The 18,315-nt window shown below is 70.8% G+C and carries 17 protein-coding genes and 1 riboswitch; of the genes, 14 read left to right on the forward strand and 3 right to left on the reverse strand.

Annotated elements, in window-relative coordinates:
• The 3 genes from AQJ11_RS51120 to AQJ11_RS19205 form a co-directional block, all read left to right on the forward strand.
• On the forward strand, positions 1 to 853 hold an 853-nt coding region (locus AQJ11_RS51120; protein ID WP_244218297.1), incomplete at its 5' end, for a cytochrome c oxidase subunit I.
• Positions 850 to 1,248, forward strand: coding sequence for a cytochrome c oxidase subunit 4 (locus AQJ11_RS19200; protein ID WP_014672238.1), 399 nt, complete (start codon positions 850 to 852; stop codon positions 1,246 to 1,248). The genes AQJ11_RS51120 and AQJ11_RS19200, both read left to right, overlap by 4 nt.
• A 185-nt stretch (positions 1,249 to 1,433) precedes the next feature.
• On the forward strand, positions 1,434 to 2,696 hold the full coding sequence (locus tag AQJ11_RS19205; protein WP_014672237.1) for a L,D-transpeptidase: 1,263 nt from the start codon (positions 1,434 to 1,436) through the stop codon (positions 2,694 to 2,696).
• A gap of 84 nt (positions 2,697 to 2,780) precedes the next feature.
• On the opposite strand, the gene AQJ11_RS19210 is transcribed toward AQJ11_RS19205, so the two are convergent.
• Positions 2,781 to 3,182, reverse strand: coding sequence for a response regulator (locus AQJ11_RS19210; protein WP_014672236.1), 402 nt, complete (start codon positions 3,180 to 3,182; stop codon positions 2,781 to 2,783).
• Between the two features lie 166 nt (positions 3,183 to 3,348).
• On the opposite strand from AQJ11_RS19210, the gene ctaE reads away from it, so the two are divergent.
• The 7 genes from ctaE to AQJ11_RS19245 all read left to right on the forward strand — a co-directional run bounded on the left by ctaE (position 3,349) and on the right by AQJ11_RS19245 (position 12,995).
• On the forward strand, positions 3,349 to 3,969 hold the full coding sequence (gene ctaE / locus AQJ11_RS19215; RefSeq protein WP_014672235.1) for an aa3-type cytochrome oxidase subunit III: 621 nt from the start codon (positions 3,349 to 3,351) through the stop codon (positions 3,967 to 3,969).
• Positions 3,970 to 4,031: 62 nt separating this feature from the next.
• Entirely contained in the window at positions 4,032 to 4,844 is an 813-nt protein-coding gene (gene qcrC / locus AQJ11_RS19220) for a cytochrome bc1 complex diheme cytochrome c subunit (protein WP_014672234.1), read from the forward strand.
• Positions 4,841 to 5,899, forward strand: a complete 1,059-nt coding sequence (qcrA, locus tag AQJ11_RS19225) for a cytochrome bc1 complex Rieske iron-sulfur subunit (RefSeq protein WP_014672233.1) — start codon at positions 4,841 to 4,843, stop codon at positions 5,897 to 5,899. The genes qcrC and qcrA overlap by 4 nt, the downstream gene beginning before the upstream one ends.
• Entirely contained in the window at positions 5,896 to 7,533 is a 1,638-nt protein-coding gene (gene qcrB / locus AQJ11_RS19230; RefSeq protein ID WP_014672232.1) for a cytochrome bc1 complex cytochrome b subunit, read from the forward strand. The genes qcrA and qcrB overlap by 4 nt, the downstream gene beginning before the upstream one ends.
• Positions 7,534 to 7,655: 122 nt before the next feature.
• Positions 7,656 to 8,720: an anthranilate phosphoribosyltransferase gene (trpD, locus tag AQJ11_RS19235; RefSeq protein WP_059263848.1), complete on the forward strand. Its 1,065-nt coding sequence runs from the start codon at positions 7,656 to 7,658 to the stop codon at positions 8,718 to 8,720.
• Positions 8,721 to 8,793: 73 nt separating this feature from the next.
• A riboswitch (SAM riboswitch) is annotated at positions 8,794 to 8,911 on the forward strand.
• Positions 8,912 to 9,042: 131 nt separating this feature from the next.
• Positions 9,043 to 10,404, forward strand: a complete 1,362-nt coding sequence (locus AQJ11_RS19240; protein ID WP_014672230.1) for an aminotransferase class V-fold PLP-dependent enzyme — start codon at positions 9,043 to 9,045, stop codon at positions 10,402 to 10,404.
• A gap of 50 nt (positions 10,405 to 10,454) precedes the next feature.
• On the forward strand, positions 10,455 to 12,995 hold the full coding sequence (locus AQJ11_RS19245; RefSeq protein WP_059263849.1) for a serine/threonine-protein kinase: 2,541 nt from the start codon (positions 10,455 to 10,457) through the stop codon (positions 12,993 to 12,995).
• Positions 12,996 to 13,011: 16 nt separating this feature from the next.
• On the opposite strand, the gene AQJ11_RS19250 is transcribed toward AQJ11_RS19245, so the two are convergent.
• Together AQJ11_RS19250 and AQJ11_RS19255 are read right to left on the reverse strand one after the other, a co-directional pair.
• A complete protein-coding gene (locus AQJ11_RS19250; protein WP_014672228.1) occupies positions 13,012 to 13,293 on the reverse strand; it encodes an Lrp/AsnC family transcriptional regulator in 282 nt (93 codons plus the stop codon).
• Complete coding sequence (locus tag AQJ11_RS19255) at positions 13,290 to 14,033, reverse strand: rhomboid family intramembrane serine protease (RefSeq protein WP_208616564.1); 744 nt, start codon at positions 14,031 to 14,033, stop codon at positions 13,290 to 13,292. Before AQJ11_RS19255 ends, AQJ11_RS19250 begins: the two co-directional genes overlap by 4 nt.
• Positions 14,034 to 14,184: 151 nt before the next feature.
• Between AQJ11_RS19255 and AQJ11_RS19260 the strand changes: the two genes are divergently transcribed.
• From AQJ11_RS19260 to AQJ11_RS19275, 4 genes are all read left to right on the forward strand, one after another.
• Positions 14,185 to 14,424 carry a hypothetical protein gene (locus AQJ11_RS19260; protein WP_014672226.1) on the forward strand — a complete coding sequence of 80 codons (240 nt, stop codon included), beginning with the start codon at positions 14,185 to 14,187 and terminating at the stop codon, positions 14,422 to 14,424.
• A gap of 47 nt (positions 14,425 to 14,471) precedes the next feature.
• Positions 14,472 to 15,815 carry an NYN domain-containing protein gene (locus AQJ11_RS19265; RefSeq protein WP_059263850.1) on the forward strand — a complete coding sequence of 448 codons (1,344 nt, stop codon included), beginning with the start codon at positions 14,472 to 14,474 and terminating at the stop codon, positions 15,813 to 15,815.
• 211 nt (positions 15,816 to 16,026) lie between these two features.
• Positions 16,027 to 17,067, forward strand: coding sequence for a C40 family peptidase (locus AQJ11_RS19270; protein WP_014672224.1), 1,041 nt, complete (start codon positions 16,027 to 16,029; stop codon positions 17,065 to 17,067).
• A gap of 239 nt (positions 17,068 to 17,306) precedes the next feature.
• A complete protein-coding gene (locus tag AQJ11_RS19275; protein ID WP_059263851.1) occupies positions 17,307 to 18,314 on the forward strand; it encodes a C40 family peptidase in 1,008 nt (335 codons plus the stop codon).
• The last annotated feature ends 1 nt before the right edge of the window (position 18,315 follow it).

Raw genomic sequence — 18,315 nt, forward strand, 5'->3', positions numbered from 1 at the left:
CTTCGGCTACATGGGCCTGATCGCCGCGACCATCGCCATCGCCGGTCTGTCCGTGACCGTGTGGGCCCACCACATGTACGTCACCGGCGGTGTGCTGCTGCCGTTCTTCTCCTTCATGACCTTCCTGATCGCCGTTCCGACCGGTGTGAAGTTCTTCAACTGGATCGGCACGATGTGGAAGGGCTCGCTGTCCTTCGAGACGCCCATGCTCTGGGCGACCGGCTTCCTCGTGACCTTCCTCTTCGGCGGGCTGACCGGTGTCATCCTGGCCTCGCCGCCCATGGACTTCCACGTCTCCGACTCGTACTTCGTGGTGGCCCACTTCCACTACGTGGTCTTCGGTACGGTCGTCTTCGCGATGTTCTCCGGCTTCCACTTCTGGTGGCCGAAGTGGACCGGCAAGATGCTCGACGAGCGTCTCGGTAAGATCACCTTCTGGACGCTGTTCATCGGCTTCCACGGCACCTTCCTGGTCCAGCACTGGCTGGGCGCCGAGGGTATGCCGCGCCGCTACGCCGACTACCTGGCCGCCGACGGCTTCACCGCGCTGAACACGGTGTCGACCATCAGCTCCTTCCTGCTCGGCCTGTCGATCCTGCCGTTCCTCTACAACGTCTGGAAGACGGCGAAGTACGGCAAGCCGGTCGGCGTGGACGACCCGTGGGGCTACGGCCGCTCGCTGGAGTGGGCGACTTCCTGCCCGCCGCCCCGGCACAACTTCCTCACCCTGCCGCGGATCCGCAGCGAATCCCCGGCGTTCGACCTGCACCACCCTGAGATCGCCGCGCTCGAACAGCTTGAGCACGCCGGTCACGGCACCGCCGTCGCGGGCAGCAAGGAGGCCGGCAAGTGAAGATCCAGGGTCGGATGTTCATCTGGCTGAGCGTCTTCATCCTGATCATGGCCATCGTGTATGGCGTGTGGTCGAAGGAGCCGGCCGGTACCACCGCGCTCTTCCTGGCCTTCGGCCTGAGCGTCATGATCGGCTTCTACCTGGGCTTCACCGCCCGGCGGGTCGACGCGGGCGCCCAGGACGACAAGGAGGCCGACGTCGCGGACGACGCGGGCGAGCTGGGATTCTTCAGCCCGCACAGCTGGCAGCCGCTCATGCTGGGCTTCGGCGGCGCCGTCGCCTTCCTCAGCATCGCGATCGGCTGGTGGCTGATCTACTTCGCCGCCCCGTTCATCGTGGTCGGCATCTTCGGCTGGGTGTTCGAGTACTACCACGGTGAGAACCGCACCCAGTAGCAGAACGCGCGGCAGTACGCCGGGAGCCCGGACCTTCCTGATGGGGGTCCGGGCTCCCGGCGTTTCCGGCTGCTCCGGCGTGTCCTGCGCGCGCCCTCCGCGGTGTCCTTCTTCTGGCGTAGTGCCGTTCGCTCGTACGAGTTACCTGCCATGCCAGTGGGCTCTTCATCTCATAGCGTGATCATATGAACCACATTCCGCGGACCCGCACCGTCGTCAGCTGCGCGCTGCTGGTGACCGCCCTCGGCGCGGGCGTCACCGCTTGCGGTTCGGACGGCAACCCCTTGTCGGCCAAGCCGTACGACGCAGCGGGCCTGATCTCCTTCAACGGCCCCACCGAAGCGGGAAAGCGGGCCGACCCGGACAAGCCCCTGGAGGTGACCGCCGACGGCGACGAGGGCCGTATCACGGACGTCACCGCCCAGGACTCCACAGGGCGCCATGTGGCGGGCGAACTCGCCGCCGACGGCAGCCGCTGGCACAGCACCTCCCCGCTGGCCGCCAACGCCCACTACACGGTCACCGTGAGCACCGAGGACGAGGACGGCGCGCCCGGCCGCAAGGTCTTCACGTTCGACACCAGCCAGCCGACCACCAAGCAGCGCCTGAACGTCACGTTCGGGCCGGAGAAGGGCACCTACGGCGTCGGCCAGCCGATCACTGCCCAACTCGACCACGAGATCAAGGACAAGGCGCAGCGCGCCGTCGTGGAACAGGCCCTGCGGGTGGACTCCGCGCCGGCCGTGCAGGGCGCCTGGCACTGGGTCGACAACAAGGAACTCCACTACCGGCCCAAGGACTACTGGCCCGCTCACGCCACCATCCAGGTGCACAGCAACCTGGAGGGCGTCAAGATCGGCGACCGGCTGTGGGGCGGCAAGGCCAAGCCATTGAAGATCACCACCGGTGACAGGATCGAGGCCGTCACGGACGCCGCCACGCACCAGATGACGGTCTACAAGAACGGCGAGGAGATCAACCAGATCCCCGTCACGACGGGCAAGCCCGGCTTCGAGACCCGCAACGGCGTCAAGGTCGTCCTGGCCAAGCAGTACTTCGTACGGATGCGCGGCACCACGGTCGGCATCGCCGAGGGCAGCGCCGACTCCTACGACCTGCCGGTCTACTACGCCACCCGGGTCACCTGGTCCGGCGAGTACGTCCACGCCGCCCCCTGGTCGGTGGGCTCCCAGGGGTACGCCAACGTCAGCCACGGCTGCACCGGGATGAGCACGTCCAACGCGGAGTGGTTCTTCGACACCGTCCGCGAGGGCGACATCGTCAAGGTCGTCAACTCCAACGGCGACGACATGGAGCCCTTCGGCAACGGCTTCGGCGACTGGAACGTCGACTGGCAGAAGTGGCGACAGGGCAGCGCCCTCTTCAACGGCAAACCGGACGGCCCGGCCCCGGGGGACGCGCTACGCGTCCAGCCGGCCGCGGCGTGACGAAGGGGCGCGGGGAACTGCGCGAGGAGGACCCACCGGCCCGCACTCGCCCACGAACCCGGCGCCCCGCCCCGCCCTGCCCCGTTAGGCGCCCACCAGGCGCCGCTGACGCAGCAGGGAGGCCAGGGAGGAGGCGAACTCCACCGGATCCACCGGCAGGGTGACCGCCGCGTCGGCCCGGCTCCACGTGGCCAGCCACGCGTCCTGCGGCCGCCCCATGAGCAGCAGCACCGGCGGACAGTTGAACACCTCGTCCTTGATCTGCCGGCACACCCCCATGCCGCCCATCGGCACGGCCTCGCCGTCGAGCACGCAGACGTCGATGCCGCCCTTGTCCAGCTCCCGCAGCACCGCCTGCGGAGTCGCACACTCCACGAACTCGACGAGGGGGACGTCGGGCGCCGGCCGACGTCCGGCGGCCAGCCGTACTTGCTCGCGGGTGTTGGAGTCGTCGCTGTAGACCAGCACCGTGGCGGTCGGCTGCATTGTTCCTCCGAGACGTCAGCGTCGTACGGACAGGACGGGCGGGCCCGTTCCGGCGGATGTTACTCCCGCGATCGTCCCCGTGAACACCACGTCAACACCGGTCCGACGGGTGGCAACACTCCGAACGGCACCCCCCGGAGTGAGCGCGAGATAAGCGACCGACATAATGTCGGTCGTGGCGACAGCAACGACAGTAGAAACCGGGCACGCGCACCCGTCGGTCAACCGGCCGAACCTCACCAGCGTCGGAACCATCATCTGGCTGAGTTCCGAGCTGATGTTCTTCGCGGCCCTCTTCGCGATGTACTTCACCCTCCGGTCGGTGACCGGACCAGCTCACTGGAAGGAGATGGCGGAGGCACTCAACGTGCCCTTCTCCGCCACGAACACCACGATCCTGGTGCTCTCCTCCCTCACCTGCCAGCTCGGCGTGTTCGCGGCCGAGCGCGGCGATGTGAAGAAGCTCCGTGGCTGGTTCATCCTCACCTTCATCATGGGTGCGATCTTCATCGGCGGTCAGATCTACGAGTACACGGAGCTGGTGAAGAAGGACGGCATCTCGCTGTCCTCCGACCCGTACGGCTCGGTGTTCTACCTGACCACCGGCTTCCACGGCCTGCACGTGACGGGCGGTCTCATCGCCTTCCTGCTGGTCCTCGGCCGCACCTACATGGCCAAGAGGTTCACTCACGAGCAGGCGACCGCCGCCATCGTCGTGTCCTACTACTGGCACTTCGTCGATGTCGTCTGGATCGGCCTCTTCGCCACGATCTACCTGATCAAGTAGCCGGGACCGCTCCCGCACATCCAGAAGCACCGACGCAGAAGATCCTGACACCGGGGTAATCCGTGAAAAAGCTCTCCGTACGACGACGCCATCCGCTGGCGGCGGTCGTCGTCCTACTCCTCGCGCTGGCGGCCACTGGGGGGCTGTACGCCGCGTTCGCGCCCGCGGGCAAGGCGCAGGCCGATGAAACCTCCCAGTCCCTGACCATCAAGGAGGGCAAGAAGCTCTACGAGGTCGGCTGCGCCAGCTGCCACGGCACCGGTGGCCAGGGCTCCTCCGACGGCCCGAGCCTCGTCGGCGTGGGCGCCGCGGCCGTCGACTTCCAGGTCGGCACCGGCCGTATGCCCGCCGCCACCTCGCAGGGCGCCCAGATCCCGCGCAAGAAGAACATCTACTCGCAGGCCCAGATCGACCAGCTCGCCGCGTACGTCGCCTCGCTGGGCGCCGGCCCGAATGTGCCCACGAAGGAGCAGTACGGCCCCGCGGGCGCGGACATCGCCAAGGGTGGCGAGCTGTTCCGCACCAACTGCGCGCAGTGCCACAACTTCACCGGCAAGGGCGGTGCCCTGACCAAGGGCAAGTTCGCGCCGGACCTGGAGGGTGTCGCTCCGAAGCACATCTACGAGGCCATGCAGACGGGCCCGCAGAACATGCCGTCCTTCCCCGACACCACGCTGTCGGAGAAGAACAAGAAGGACATCATCGCGTACCTCAACGCGGTCAACGGCGACAAGACCGAGAACCCGGGTGGTCTGGAGCTGGGCGGCCTCGGGCCGGTCAGTGAGGGTCTGTTCGGCTGGATCTTCGGCCTCGGCACGCTCATCGTGGTCGCCGTCTGGGTCGCCGCTCGGACCGCAAAGGCCAAGAAGTCATGAGTAGCCAAGACATTCCAGAAGAGAACCTGCCCGCTGAGCAGGACCACGCGCACGGCGCGGTAGGGATCGCGGACGAGGAGAACCCGTTCGCGGACCCGGGGCTTCCGCCGCACGAGCACCGGATCCAGGACATCGACGAGCGGGCCGCCAAGCGGTCCGAGCGCGTGGTGGCCCTGCTGTTCACGGTGTCGATGCTGGCCACCATCGGCTTCATCGTCGCGTACCTGGCCATCCCGAACGACAAGCAGATCTTCGTCTTCCCGATCGGGCACATCAGCGCGATGAACTTCGCGCTCGGCCTGACCCTCGGTGTGGCGCTGTTCTGCATCGGCGCGGGCGCGGTCCACTGGGCCCGCACCCTGATGTCCGACGAGGAGATCGCCGACGACCGGCACGCGATCGAGGCTCCCTCCGACGTCCGGGCGAAGGTCCACGCGGACTTCCGCCAGGGTGCCAAGGAGTCGGCGCTCGGCCGCCGCAAGCTGATCCGCAACACGATGTTCGGCGCGCTGGCCCTGGTGCCGCTCTCCGGTGTCATGCTGCTCGGCGGTCTCGGCCCGGCGCCGGGGACCAAGCTCCGCCACACCATCTGGGCCAAGGGCAAGCGCCTGGTCAACATGAACACGAACCAGCCGCTGCGTCCCGAGGACGTCGCCGTCGGCTCGCTCACCTTCGCCAAGCCGGACGGCCTGGAGGAGCACTCCGAGGAGTTCCAGACGGAGATCGCCAAGGCCGCCCTGATGATCGTCCGGCTCCAGCCGGGCAACATCAAGGACAAGCGCGAGCTGGAGTGGTCGCACGAGGGCATCGTCGCCTACTCGAAGATCTGCACCCACGTCGGCTGCCCGATCTCCCTGTACGAGCAGCAGACGCACCACGTGCTGTGCCCGTGCCACCAGTCCACCTTCGACCTCTCCGACGGCGCCCGAGTGATCTTCGGTCCCGCCGGCCACGCCCTGCCGCAGCTGCGCATCGGTGTGGACAGTGAGGGTTACCTCCAGGCGCTCGGCGACTTCGAGGAGCCCGTCGGTCCTGCATTCTGGGAGCGCGGATGAGTACTGCAGCGAACGAGACCTCCCGCCCCCGCGGGAAGGCACCGGCCGGCGAGCGTCTCGCCGACTGGGCCGACGGCCGGCTCGGGATCTACTCCCTCGCCAAGGCCAACATGCGCAAGATCTTCCCCGACCACTGGTCGTTCATGTTGGGCGAGGTCTGCCTCTACAGCTTCATCATCATCATCCTGACGGGTGTCTACCTGACGCTGTTCTTCCACCCGTCGATGAACGAGGTGGAGTACCACGGCTCCTACGTCCCGCTCCAGGGACAGCTGATGTCCGAGGCATTCAGCTCCACCCTGCACATCTCCTTCGACGTGCGCGGCGGTCTGCTCATCCGGCAGATCCACCACTGGGGCGCGGTCGTCTTCATCGCCGGCATGTTCGTGCACATGATGCGCGTGTTCTTCACCGGCGCGTTCCGCAAGCCGCGTGAGGTCAACTGGCTGTTCGGCTTCCTGCTGCTCGTCCTGGGCATGTTCACCGGTTTCACCGGTTACTCGCTCCCGGACGACCTGCTCTCCGGCACCGGTGTCCGCTTCATGGAGGGCGCGATCCTGTCCGTGCCGATCGTCGGCACGTACATCTCGTTCTTCCTCTTCGGCGGCGAGTTCCCGGGCGGCGACTTCGTTGCCCGCTTCTACTCGATCCACATCCTGCTGCTGCCGGGCATCATGCTGGGCCTGGTGGTGGGCCACCTGATCCTGGTCTTCTACCACAAGCACACGCAGTTCACGGGCCCCGGCAAGACGAACAAGAACGTCGTCGGCATGCCGCTGCTGCCGGTGTACATGGCGAAGGCCGGCGGCTTCTTCTTCCTGGTCTTCGGTGTGCTCGCGGCCCTCGCGGCCGTCGCGCAGATCAACCCGATCTGGGCCATCGGCCCCTACCGTCCGGACCAGGTGTCCACCGGCGCCCAGCCGGACTGGTACATGGGTATGGCCGAGGGCCTGATCCGCGCCATGCCGGGCTGGGAGATCAACTTCTGGGGCCACACGCTGGTCCTGGGCGTGTTCATCCCGCTGGTGCTGTTCGGCGTGATCCTCGGCGCGATCGCGATGTACCCGTTCATCGAGGCCTGGGTCACCGGGGACAAGCGCGAGCACCACATCCTGGACCGCCCGCGCAACGCCCCGACGCGTACGGCGTTCGGTGTCGCCTGGCTGACCGTGTACTTCGTGATGCTGATCGGTGGCGGCAACGACATCTTCGCCACGCACTTCCACCTGTCGATCAACGCGGTCACCTGGTTCGTCCGGATCGCCTACTTCGTGGCTCCGGTCCTCGCCTTCATCGCCACCAAGCGGATCTGCCTGGGTCTCCAGCGCCGCGACCGCGACAAGGTGCTGCACGGCCGCGAGACCGGCATCATCAAGCGGCTGCCGCACGGTGAGTTCATCGAGGTGCACGAGCCGCTCAGCCAGGAGCAGCTGCACACGCTCACCTCGCACGAGCAGTACCGGCCGGCCGAGATCGGTCCGACGGTCGACGAGAACGGGGTCGAGCGCAAGGTCCCGGCCTCGGAGAAGCTGCGGGCGAAGCTGTCCAACGCCTACTTCGGCGAGGACAACCAGATCCCGAAGCCGACCGTCGAGGAGTACAAGGAGATCACGAGCGGCCACGGCCACCACTGATCCCCGCGTCGCCACGCCACGCTGAAGGGCCCCGTCCGCAACCCGGACGGGGCCCTTCGCCGTGCCGCCCGGCTGGATAGGGTGGTGTACGACGTAGCAGGAACCTGTTCAAGGAGCGGCTGATGAGCGCTGTGACCCCCGCTGGAGGCGACACCGCGGCGGGCCGCTCCTGGCCCGCCCTGCTGAACGGTCTGCTGGACGGCCGGGACCTGTCCGCCGACGACACCGCCTGGGCGATGGACCTGATCATGCGCGGGGAGGCGACCGACGCGCAGATCGCCGGGTTCATGGTGGCGCTGCGGGCCAAGGGCGAGACGGTCCAGGAGATCACCGGACTGGTCCGGACGATGTACGCACACGCGAACGTCATCGAGGTGCCCGGTCCGGCCGTGGACATCGTCGGCACCGGCGGCGACGGCGCGAAGACGGTGAACATCTCCACCATGTCCTCGATCGTCGTCGCGGGCACGGGGGCGAAGGTCGTCAAGCACGGCAACCGCGCCGCGTCCTCCGCCTCCGGCTCCTCCGACGTCCTGGAGAAGCTGGGCGTCAACCTCAACCTGAGTCCGCAGCGGGTGGCCGAGGTGGCCGAGGAGGCCGGCATCACCATCTGCTTCGCGGTGCGGTTCCACCCGTCCCTGCGCCATGTCGCCGCGGCCCGCGGCCAGTTGGGCATCCGGACCACCTTCAACGTGCTGGGCCCGCTGACCAACCCCGCGCAGGTGCGGTCGCAGGCCGTCGGTGTCGCGGATCCCCGCATGGCGCCGATCGTCGCCGGTGTCCTCGCCGAGCGCGGCAACTCCGCACTGGTCTTCCGGGGCGAGGACGGCCTGGACGAGCTGACCGTCACCGCCGCCTCCCGGGTGTGGGTGGTCCGGGACGGCAAGGTCACGGAGGAGGTCTTCGACCCGCGCGAGGCCGGCATCGACCTCGTCCCCGTGGACGCCCTGCGCGGCGCCGACGCCTCCTACAACGCCGAGGTCGCCCGCCGGCTGCTGGACGGCGAGCGGGGGGCCGTACGGGACGCCGTGCTGCTGAACTCGGCGGCGGCGCTGGTGGCCCTGGAGCCGACGGACGCGCCGCTCACCGAGCAGATCCGCGCGGGCATGGCGCGGGCCGCGGAGTCGATCGACTCGGGCGCGGCCAAGCGCACCCTGGAGCGCTGGGTGGCCGTCAGCAACGCCTGACGCCCCTGGGAGTCGTCCCGCGATCCGGACACGGGTTGCGGGACGACGATCACTTCAGTACGTTCCTGTACCAGGTCATGAGTGACAGTCATGAGGCCCCGGCCGACTGTCCGGCAACCCTCCGTCCGTGGCGGGGTGCCCCGGGTGAAGACCAGGTCGTACGGCAGCAAGGCCTACGGCAAGCGCGGACCCCTCACACACCAGGGGTCCTGGTCGTTCGAGGGAGTCTTCCGTGAGCAAGCGAATGCGTTAGGGCCGCAGAGCCCCGCCTCCGCACACCCCTTTTTCTCTCTTCTTCGCATGCCTTCACGGGAGTTCCGCCATGTCTGTCTCCACCGCTGCCGCCGACCAGTCCGTTTGCACCCCTCTGCCCGTTCTGGGGCGAGATGTCACCGTCCCGCTGGTCACCGGCGGCGAAGTCAGCTACGCCGCCCTGGACTACGCCGCCAGCGCCCCCGCCCTCCAGCGCGTCTGGGACGACGTCGCCGCGTACGCCCCGTACTACGGCAGTGTCCACCGCGGCGCCGGCTACCTCTCCCAGCTCTCCACCGACCTGTTCGAGAACGCCCGCAAGACGGTCGCCGAGTTCCTCGGCTGCCGCCCGGCCGACCAGGTGATCTTCACCCGTTCGACCACCGACTCCCTCAACCTGCTGGCCCGGGCGATCCCGGCCGACTGCGAGGTCTTCGTCTTCGAGACCGAGCACCACGCCTCCCTGCTGCCCTGGCAGGACGCGCGGGTCACCTACCTCGACGCCCCGCGCACCCCGCGGCAGGCCGTGGAGACCCTGGAGCGGGCCCTCGCCGGCCGCGACCCGTACGGCCCGGCCCTGGTCTGCGTCACCGGCGCCTCCAACGTCACCGGCGAGCTGTGGCCGGTGCGCGAACTGGCCGCCGCCGCCCACGCCCACGGCGCCCGCATCGTCCTGGACGCCGCCCAGCTGGCCCCGCACCACCCGGTGGACCTGCGTGACCTGGACGTCGACTGGATCGCCTTCTCCGGCCACAAGCTGTACGCCCCCTTCGGCTCCGGTGTCCTGGCCGGCCGCGCCGACTGGCTCCAGGCGGCCGAGCCGTACCTCGCGGGCGGCGGCGCCAGCCGCAGGGTCACCCGGCGCCAGGACGGCGGCGTGGCCGTCGAGTGGCACGAGACCGCGGCCCGGCACGAGGCGGGCTCCCCGAACGTCATCGGCGCCTACGCCATCGCCTCCGCCTGCAAGGCCCTCACCGAGGCCGGCTGGGACACCCTCGTCGCCCGCGAACAGCACCTGATCGCCAAGGTCCGCGAGGGCCTGGCCGAGGTGCCCGAGGTGCGCGTGCTGTCCCTCTTCGGCGACGACGCCCCGCGCGTCGGCGTCCTCTCCTTCGTCGTCGAGGGCTGGAACAGCTCGCACTTCGCCGCCGCGCTCTCCGCCGAGTACGGCATCGGCGTCCGCGACGGCCTCTTCTGCGCCCACCCCCTGGTCCGCACCCTGCTCGGCAGCGACCCGCAGACCCAGGGCGAGTGCGGCGCCCCCGAGGCGGCCCCGGGCGAGAAGTCCCTCAACGCCATCCGCGTCAGCTTCGGCGCGGGCACGCCGGACGAGCACGTGGAGCGCTTCGTCAACGCCGTCAGGGAACTGGTGGCGGAGGGCGCGAAGTGGCAGTACCGCACGGAGGACGGCCGCTGCGTGCCGGCGGTCTGAACGGCGCTATAACCTCCCCTTGACACCACGTCGGACAGGGGGACCCCGGAGTGCAGCCGCTGCGCGCCACAGATCCGCGCCACATCGGCCCGTACGCCACCACGCACAGACTGGGCGCGGGCGGCATGGGCGAGGTCTACCTCGCCGAGTCCCGCACCGGGCTGCGGCTCGCGGTGAAGGTGGTACGGGCCGAGCACGCCGAGGACCGCACCTTCCGCGCCCGCTTCCGCCACGAGGTCCGCGCCGCCCAGACCGTCGGCGGCGCGGACACCTACACCGCACGGGTCGTGGACGCCGACACCGATGCCGAACGGCCCTGGATGGCAACGGAGTTCGTCTCCGGACCCAACCTGCGGGACGCCATCTTGGACCACGGCGCGCTGCCGCGCCCCGCGGTCCGGATCCTCGCCGCCGCGCTCGGCGAGGCGCTGGCGGCCATCCACGCCAAGGGGCTGGTCCACCGGGACCTGAAGCCGTCGAACATCCTGCTGGGCCCGGACGGGCCGCGGGTCATCGACTTCGGGATCGTCCGGGCGCTGGAGGCCACCGCGCTGACCCGCACCGGCGCGGTCGTCGGCTCGGTCGGCTACGTCTCGCCGGAGCAGATCCGCAACGGCGGCCAGGTCGGCCCGCCCAGCGACGTCTTCTCCCTCGGCGCGGTCCTCGCGTACGCGGCGGCCGGCCGGGAGCCGTTCGGGGAGGGCCAGGACTCGGTGGTCCTGCTGCGCATCCTCACCCGCGACTTCGACCTGTCCGGCGTGCCGGACGACATCCGCCCGCTGGTGACGGCCTGTCTGCGCGAGGACCCGCTGGAGCGCCCGGAGCCGGCGGAGGTGGTGGCGAGCGCCGGGTTCGCCCCGGACACCCTGCGCGCCGCCGTCCGCCCGGGCTGGTACGGCCCCGCGTCCCGGCCCCGCCCCGTCCCGGACGACCGCCCCAGCGGCGTGGAGTACCTGGCCCCCCACCCCACCGCCACCCCGGCGGACGCGACCACCCGCGCCACCTGGACCGACCCGGCGACCCCTGTGGCCCCGGACGGCTCCGCCGTCCCTGGCGGCCACGGTGGCTCGGCGGTGTCGGCGACCCCGAGCGGCTCGGGGACCCCCGCGGACCCGGCGGACTCGGCTGCGCGCGCCGCCCGGACCGATGTGGCGGACCGCGCCACCCCGGCGGACTCGGCGGCCCTTGCCGCCCCGCCAGGCCCGGCGGCCTCGGAGGGCTCCGCCATCCCTGGCGGCCACGGTGGCTCGGCGGTGTCGGCGACCCCAGGCGGCTCGGGGGCCCCCGCGGACCCGGCGGACTCGGCTGCGCGCGCCGCCCGGACCGACCCGGCGGGCTCGGCTGCCCCTGCCGCCCCGGACGGCTCCGCCGCCCCTGGCACCCCCGGCGGCTCGGCCGGGGCGGTCACCTCCGTCGATTCCGACGCCCCCGGCCGCCGTCTGGGCGCCGTGGCTCCCGGTCGGCGTCGGCTTCTCAAGGCCCTCGGCGGGGGAGCCGTCGCCGTGGCCGGGGTCGGCGTCGGCGGCTGGCTGTGGGAGTACGGGCTGCGCACCGAGAGCAGCGGCGGCAGCGACAGCTCATCGGTCCCGTCGGCCGACCGCACGAACGGGGCGGCGGTGCTGCGCTGGCAGTACGACCTCGGCGGCATCGGCGGCCTGGACGGGGCCTGCTGCGCGCTCTCCCCGGACGGTTCCGTCGTCTACGCGGGCACCTCCGGCGGCGTGCTGCACGCGATCTCCCGGGACGGCTCCAAGCGCTGGAAGGTCCGGCTCGGCGATGACGTCTCCACGCCCGTGGCCACCCGGGACGCCGTCTACTGCGTGGTGGGCCTGCACTCCGAGGACGCGCGCCGGCTGACCGCGGTGAGCCCGTCCGGCAGCCCCCTGTGGACCCGCACCCTCGGTGACCAGCGGTACGACGTCCCCGTCCTGCTCGGCCAGGACGTCCTCGTCTCCGTCGGCGGCACGACCACGGGCGGGCTGCGCTGCTACGCCTCCGACGGCGGCGAGAAGTGGACCGCCAAGACCCTGGCCGGCCCCACCGGCACCCCGATCGTCTCGGGCGGGACCGTCTTCACGGGCAGCTACGGCGACGTCCTGCTGGCGCTGGACGCGCGGGACGGTTCGCGCAAGTGGGAGGTGTCCGGGGGCACGGACGTCACCGCCCTCGTCCTGGCGGGCACCACCCTGTTCGCGGACTCGGCCGCCGAACTCCGGGGGTTCCGCGTCACGGACGGCCGGCGGCTGTGGCGCAGGGAGGACGACGGCGGGATCCTGACCGGGGGCAGCCGTACGCTGGCCGTCGGAACGGAACAGGGCGGCGTGTACGCCGTCCGGGCGGCCGACGGCTCCCGCGCCTGGAGGTACGGCTTCGAGGGCGGCAGGGCCTACCCCCGCGCGGTGCTGTCCGGCGACACCGTGTACGCGCGTGCGGGCGAGAAGGTCTGTGCGCTGGACCTGAACGGCAAGAGGCGCTGGAACGCCGTCCTGGGCCGGGACGCGGGCGACGACCAGCACACCCCGGTCGCGCGCGGCGGCCGGCTCTACGTCCCCTCGGGCACCGGGATCGCCGCGGTGGACGTGAGGGCGTAGCCGCCCCTGGCCGTCCTTAGTTGTCGAGGCCGATCGCGAACGCGGCCTCCAGGTCGTGCTGGGAGTAGGTGCGGAACGCGACGTGCGTGTCGGTGGCCTCCACCCCGGGGATCTTGCTGATCCGCCCCGGGATGATCTCGGCGAGGTCCTCGTGCTCCCGCACCCGGACCATCGCGATCAGGTCGTACGTACCGGTGACGGAGAACACCTCGCTCACCGAATCCAGCGAAGCGATCCGCTCCGCGATCTCGGGGATCCGGTCCACGCTGGTCTTGATCAGGACGATCGCGGTGATCACGGCTGTCTCTCTCCCTCGGTGACCGGAGCTGCGGCGGCTTTCACTCTAGCTGTACGGCCGTAACGCACCCACGCGTAACCGAACCCCAGCCCGAACCCCACCAGGTGCGCCAGATACGCCACCCCGGGACCGTCGGAGGCGCGCCCCGCCGCCAGCCACTGGAGGGCCGCCCAGGACGGCAGCACCACCCAGGCCGGGAAGCGCAGCGGCAGGAAGAACAGGAACGGCAGGAGACTGGTCACACGGGCCCGGGGGAAAAGGTAGAGGAACGCTCCGAGGACCGCCGAGACCGCCCCTGAGGCGCCGACCAGCGACTGCTCGGAGGCCGCGTTGGCCGCCGCGTACCCCAGCAGGGCGAGGTAGCCGCAGCCGACGTAGAAGAGGGTGAACTCCACCCGGCCCATCCGCTCCTCGGTCATCACCCCGAAGACGAAGAGGAAGAGCATGTTGCCGAGCAGGTGCACCCAGCTGCCGTGCACGAACAGCGCGGTGGCCGGGGTGAGCGCGGCCCCGGCCGGGCCGTCGAACAGCTCGGCCGGGACCACGCCCCAGTGCCGGAAGTACGCCCGCTGCGCGGCGAGCAGCGCGCCCCCCGAGCCGTACCCGGGGACCAGCCCGGAGGCCGGGCCGAGGGCGAAGACCAGACCGCACAGGACGATGAGGCCGTACGTCATCGGTGCCGAGGCGCCCCGGACCGCTCTGAGTGCCCTGCCGGCCGCCGTGCTCCAGGTGCTGATCATGACTACAGAGCATGACGTAACGGGACGCTTGCTGACAGACCGCCTCGCCGCCGTGGACGGACGGGCGGCGGGCACCCGCCAGGCCGTAGGGTTACGGCCACACGCGTCGGGGACGGCGCGGACCGACACGAGAAGGAAGAGAACAGTCACCATGACGGTTCCCCTGCCGACGGCCACGACACGATGGCGTTGCACCCTGTGCGGCAACCTCACGCGCTTCGACGTGACCCGCTCGTCCAAGGTCGTCGAGTACGTCCACCTCGACCTGGCGGGCGAGCCGACGGTGGAGGAGCGCGAGGTGGTCAGTGAGACCATCGAATCGGTGCGCTGCCGCTGGTGCAACGCGGTGGACCAGGTGGAACTCGTGGACAGGCCGGGCGCCGGCTCCTGAGCGGAGCGGCCCCCGGAGAGGCTTATTCCGGTATTGGGGTGTGACGGATGGTGGAGACCGCAGGCGGGGGGCCGGGCGACGGCACCGCCGAGGTGCTTGACCGTCCGCTGCCCGACGGCGTGCGCAAGCGGGTCGTGCAGATCGTGTCGGACGGCTTCGGCGGGCTGACCGTGGCCGAACTGCCCGCCCAGCTCAGACAGTACGCCCGGTTCGCCCCCAATCGCCGGGCGAAGTTCGCCGGGAACGCGATGGCGGCGGCGCTGGAGACCGATGCCGTGTTCCGGCAGCGGATCGGGGAGCGGTTCAGAGAGGCGGAGCCGGAACTCGCCGGTGCTCTCGACGCCGGCTCCCCGCCCCCGGCCGCGGACCCGCTCGACGTGGCGGCCGCGGCCTACGTGCTGCGCCCGGCGGGCTGGGTGAAGCTGGTCACCGCGGCCGGCGAGGAGGCCCAGCGGGCGCACGCCGAGCGCGCCGACGAGGAGAACCGGGCCGAGCTGGAGCGGCTGCGCGCGGAGCTGGCGCAGGCCCGCGACCACACCCGCGCCGAGACCGAGCGGCTGCGCACGGAGCTCGAATCGGCGAAGAAGGAAGCGGAATCGCTTCACCGCAAGCTGCGCGCCGCCCTCAGCGACGTCAAGCGGGGCGAGGCCGCGCTGCGCAAGGCGCAGGGCGAGATGGACGCCCTACGCGCCGAGGCGCAGGCGCAGGTGTCGGCCGCGGAGAGCGAGTCCCGGCGGCTCAAGGCCCGCCTGGGCGAGGCCGAGGCCGCGCTGGAGGCCACCCGCCGGGCGGCCCGGGAGGGCCGCAGCGTGGAGGACATGCGGGTACGGCTGCTGCTCGACACCCTGCTGGAGGCGACCCAGGGGCTGCGGCGCGAACTGGCCCTGCCCCCGGTGTCCGTGCGCCCGGCCGAGACGGTGGACGCGGTCGAACCGGGCCGGATGACACCGAAGGACATCGCGGCGCGCGCCCTGTCGGAGAACGATCCGGCCATTCTCGATCAACTGCTCGCCCTGCCGCAGGCGCATCTGGTCGTCGACGGCTACAACGTGACCAAGACCGGCTATCCGCAGATGCCGCTGGAGAAGCAGCGGCTGCGGCTGCTGGGGCAGCTCTCGGCGCTCGCCGCGCAGACCGGGGCCGAGGTGACGTGTGTCTTCGACGGCGCCGAACTGGCCGCGCCGGTGCTGCTCGCGCCGCCGCGCGGGGTGCGGGTGCTGTTCTCCAAGCCGGGCGTCACGGCGGACGAGCTGATCCGCCAGCTGGTGCGCGCGGAGCCGCCGGGGCGTCCGGTCATCGTCGCCTCCACCGACCGCGAGGTGGCCGACGGGGTCGCGAAGGCGGGTGCCCGACCGGTGGCCTCTGCGGTGCTTCTGAAGCGACTGTCCTGAAGGTCCAACGGGCGTAGCCGATGCCCGAATTGGCCGTATCGTCACGCAACGTAGTGTCAACCGGCTCTCACTGCACGTGAGTTGTGTGCAAAGAATGCACTGTGTGACGAGATTTTTCGCTGTGGGATTTGAACTGATCACAACGAGGTCACTAGGGTCTGGGCTCGAACCTCCGAACGGGTGATCACTCACAAGAAGGAGTTCGTCCTCCGTGGCGTCCCACCGTCGACCCAAGCAGCCGAGCCGCACCCGTGTGACCGTGCTCACCACCGCTGCCGCAGCAGCCGTCGCGCTCAGCGCCAACGCCGCCAACGCCGCGCCGAGCGAGAAGCTCGGCAAGGACGAGGTCAAGGCGAAGGTCGACAAGCTCTACGAGCAGGCCGAGCAGGCGACCGAGAAGTACAACGGCGCCAAGGAGAAGCAGCAGAAGCTGCAAAAGGAGATCTCCACCATCCAGGACAGCGTCGCCCGCGGCCAGGAGGAGCTCAACAAGCTGCGCGACGGCCTGGGTTCGCTGGCCACCGCCCAGTACCGCTCCGGCGGCATCGACGCCTCGGTCCAGCTCTTCCTGTCGTCCAACCCGGACGACTACCTCGACAAGGCGTCCACGCTCGACCAGTTGAGCAGCCAGCAGGTCGACGCGCTGAAGAAGATCCAGGACAAGCAGCGCGAACTCGCCCAGGAGCGGGCCGAGGCGACGGAGAAGCTCAAGGACCTCTCCGCCACCCGCACCGAGCTGGGCAACAAGAAGAAGGAAGTCCAGAGCAAGCTCGCCGAGGCGCAGAAGCTCCTGAACTCCCTCACCGCCAAGGAGAAGGCGCAGCTCGCCGAGGAGCAGCAGCGCGCCAGCCGCTCCTCCACCGAGCGCGTGGACCTCGGCGACACCCCGCCCGGCTCCGGTTTCGCCCAGGCGGCCTTCTCCGCCGCGCAGACCCGGCTCGGCTCTCCCTACGTCTACGGCGCCACCGGCCCCTCCTCCTTCGACTGCTCGGGCCTGACCTCCTGGGCCTACGCCCAGGCCGGCGTCTCCATCCCGCGCACCTCCGAGGCGCAGTCGCAGATCGGCACGAGGATCTACAACCAGAGCGACCTCAAGGTCGGCGACCTGGTCTTCTTCTTCAACGACCTGCACCACGTCGGCCTCTACGCGGGCCACGGCCAGATCCTGCACGCCCCGCGCACCGGCACGGTCGTCCGGTACGAGTCGATGACGACCATCGGTGGCCCGTTCATGTTCGGCGTCCGGGTCTGACACCCCGGCGACACACGGACACGGTGGCGCCCGAACGGGCGAATCCCGGGGACCGGAACTGACTCCACGCCCCGCCGTTGACCTGCGTCAGCGGTGGGGCGTCAGTCTGTGTTGACTCCGGGGTCTTTGGTCCCGGCCCGTCCGCACGGCTACTGTCTGCCGCGTTTCCCCGGCGCCGGGGCCTCCCCGTCCCCAGGCGCCGGGGAAACGGTCTGTGTCCGCCAGCAGTGAGGACTGCCGTGGGGTCCCATCGTCGCCTTGCCCCGTCCGGATTCGACCGGGGCGCCGCCGCCCTGTGCGTGCTGTCGGCCGCCGCCGCGCTCGGCGCCGTACCGGCGCAGGCCGTGCCGGGCGCCGACACCCGGGCCGAGGTGGACCGCCTGTACGAGGAGGCCGAGAAGGCGACCCAGGCCTTCGACAAGGCCGACGAGCGCGCCGGCCGGCTGCGCCGGGAGGTCCGGGACGCCCAGGACCACATCGCCCGGCAGCAGCAGCGCGTCAACGACCTGCGGGAGCAGCTCGGTTCGCTGGCCGGCGCCCAGTACCGCTCCGGCGGACTCGACCCGACGGTCGCCCTGCTCTTCTCCGCCGACCCCGACGACTACCTGGACAAGGCGTCCACGCTCGACCGCATCGGCGCCCGGCAGGCCCGCCGGCTGGGGGAGTTGCAGTCGGCGCTGCGCGACCTCGCCCAGGAGCGGGCGGAGGCGGCCGGGAAGCTCGCCGAGCTGGAGAAGAGCCGCGAGGCCGTGGCCGCGCACAAGCGGACCGTGGAGCGCAAGCTCGCCCGGGCCCGGCGGCTGATCAACGCCCTGCCCGCCGCCGACCGCGCGGCCTACGACCGGGCCTCCCGCGACGGCCGCGCCGCCCTGCCCGGCCCGGGCGGCGTGCCCGCCCCGGACGGCCGCGCCGCCGCCGCCCTGGCCGCCGCCCGCTCCGCCCTCGGCCGGCCCTATGTGTGGGGCGCCAACGGCCCTTCCGGCTTCGACTGTTCGGGCCTGATGCAGTGGGCGTACGCGCACGCCGGGGTCCATCTGCCGCGCACCTCGCAGGAGCAGCGGTTCGCCGGCCGGCGGGTGCCGCTCTCCCAGGCCCGCCCCGGCGACCTGGTCGTCTACCGCTCCGACGCCAGCCATGTGGCGATGTACGCCGGCAACGGCCAGGTCATCCACGCCCCCTATCCCGGTGCCCCGGTGCGCTACGACCCGGTCGGGATGATGCCGGTCTCCTCGGTCACCCGGCCCTGAC

The sequence above is a fragment of the Streptomyces corchorusii genome (genome assembly GCF_001514055.1).
GTDB lineage: Bacteria > Actinomycetota > Actinomycetes > Streptomycetales > Streptomycetaceae > Streptomyces > Streptomyces olivaceoviridis.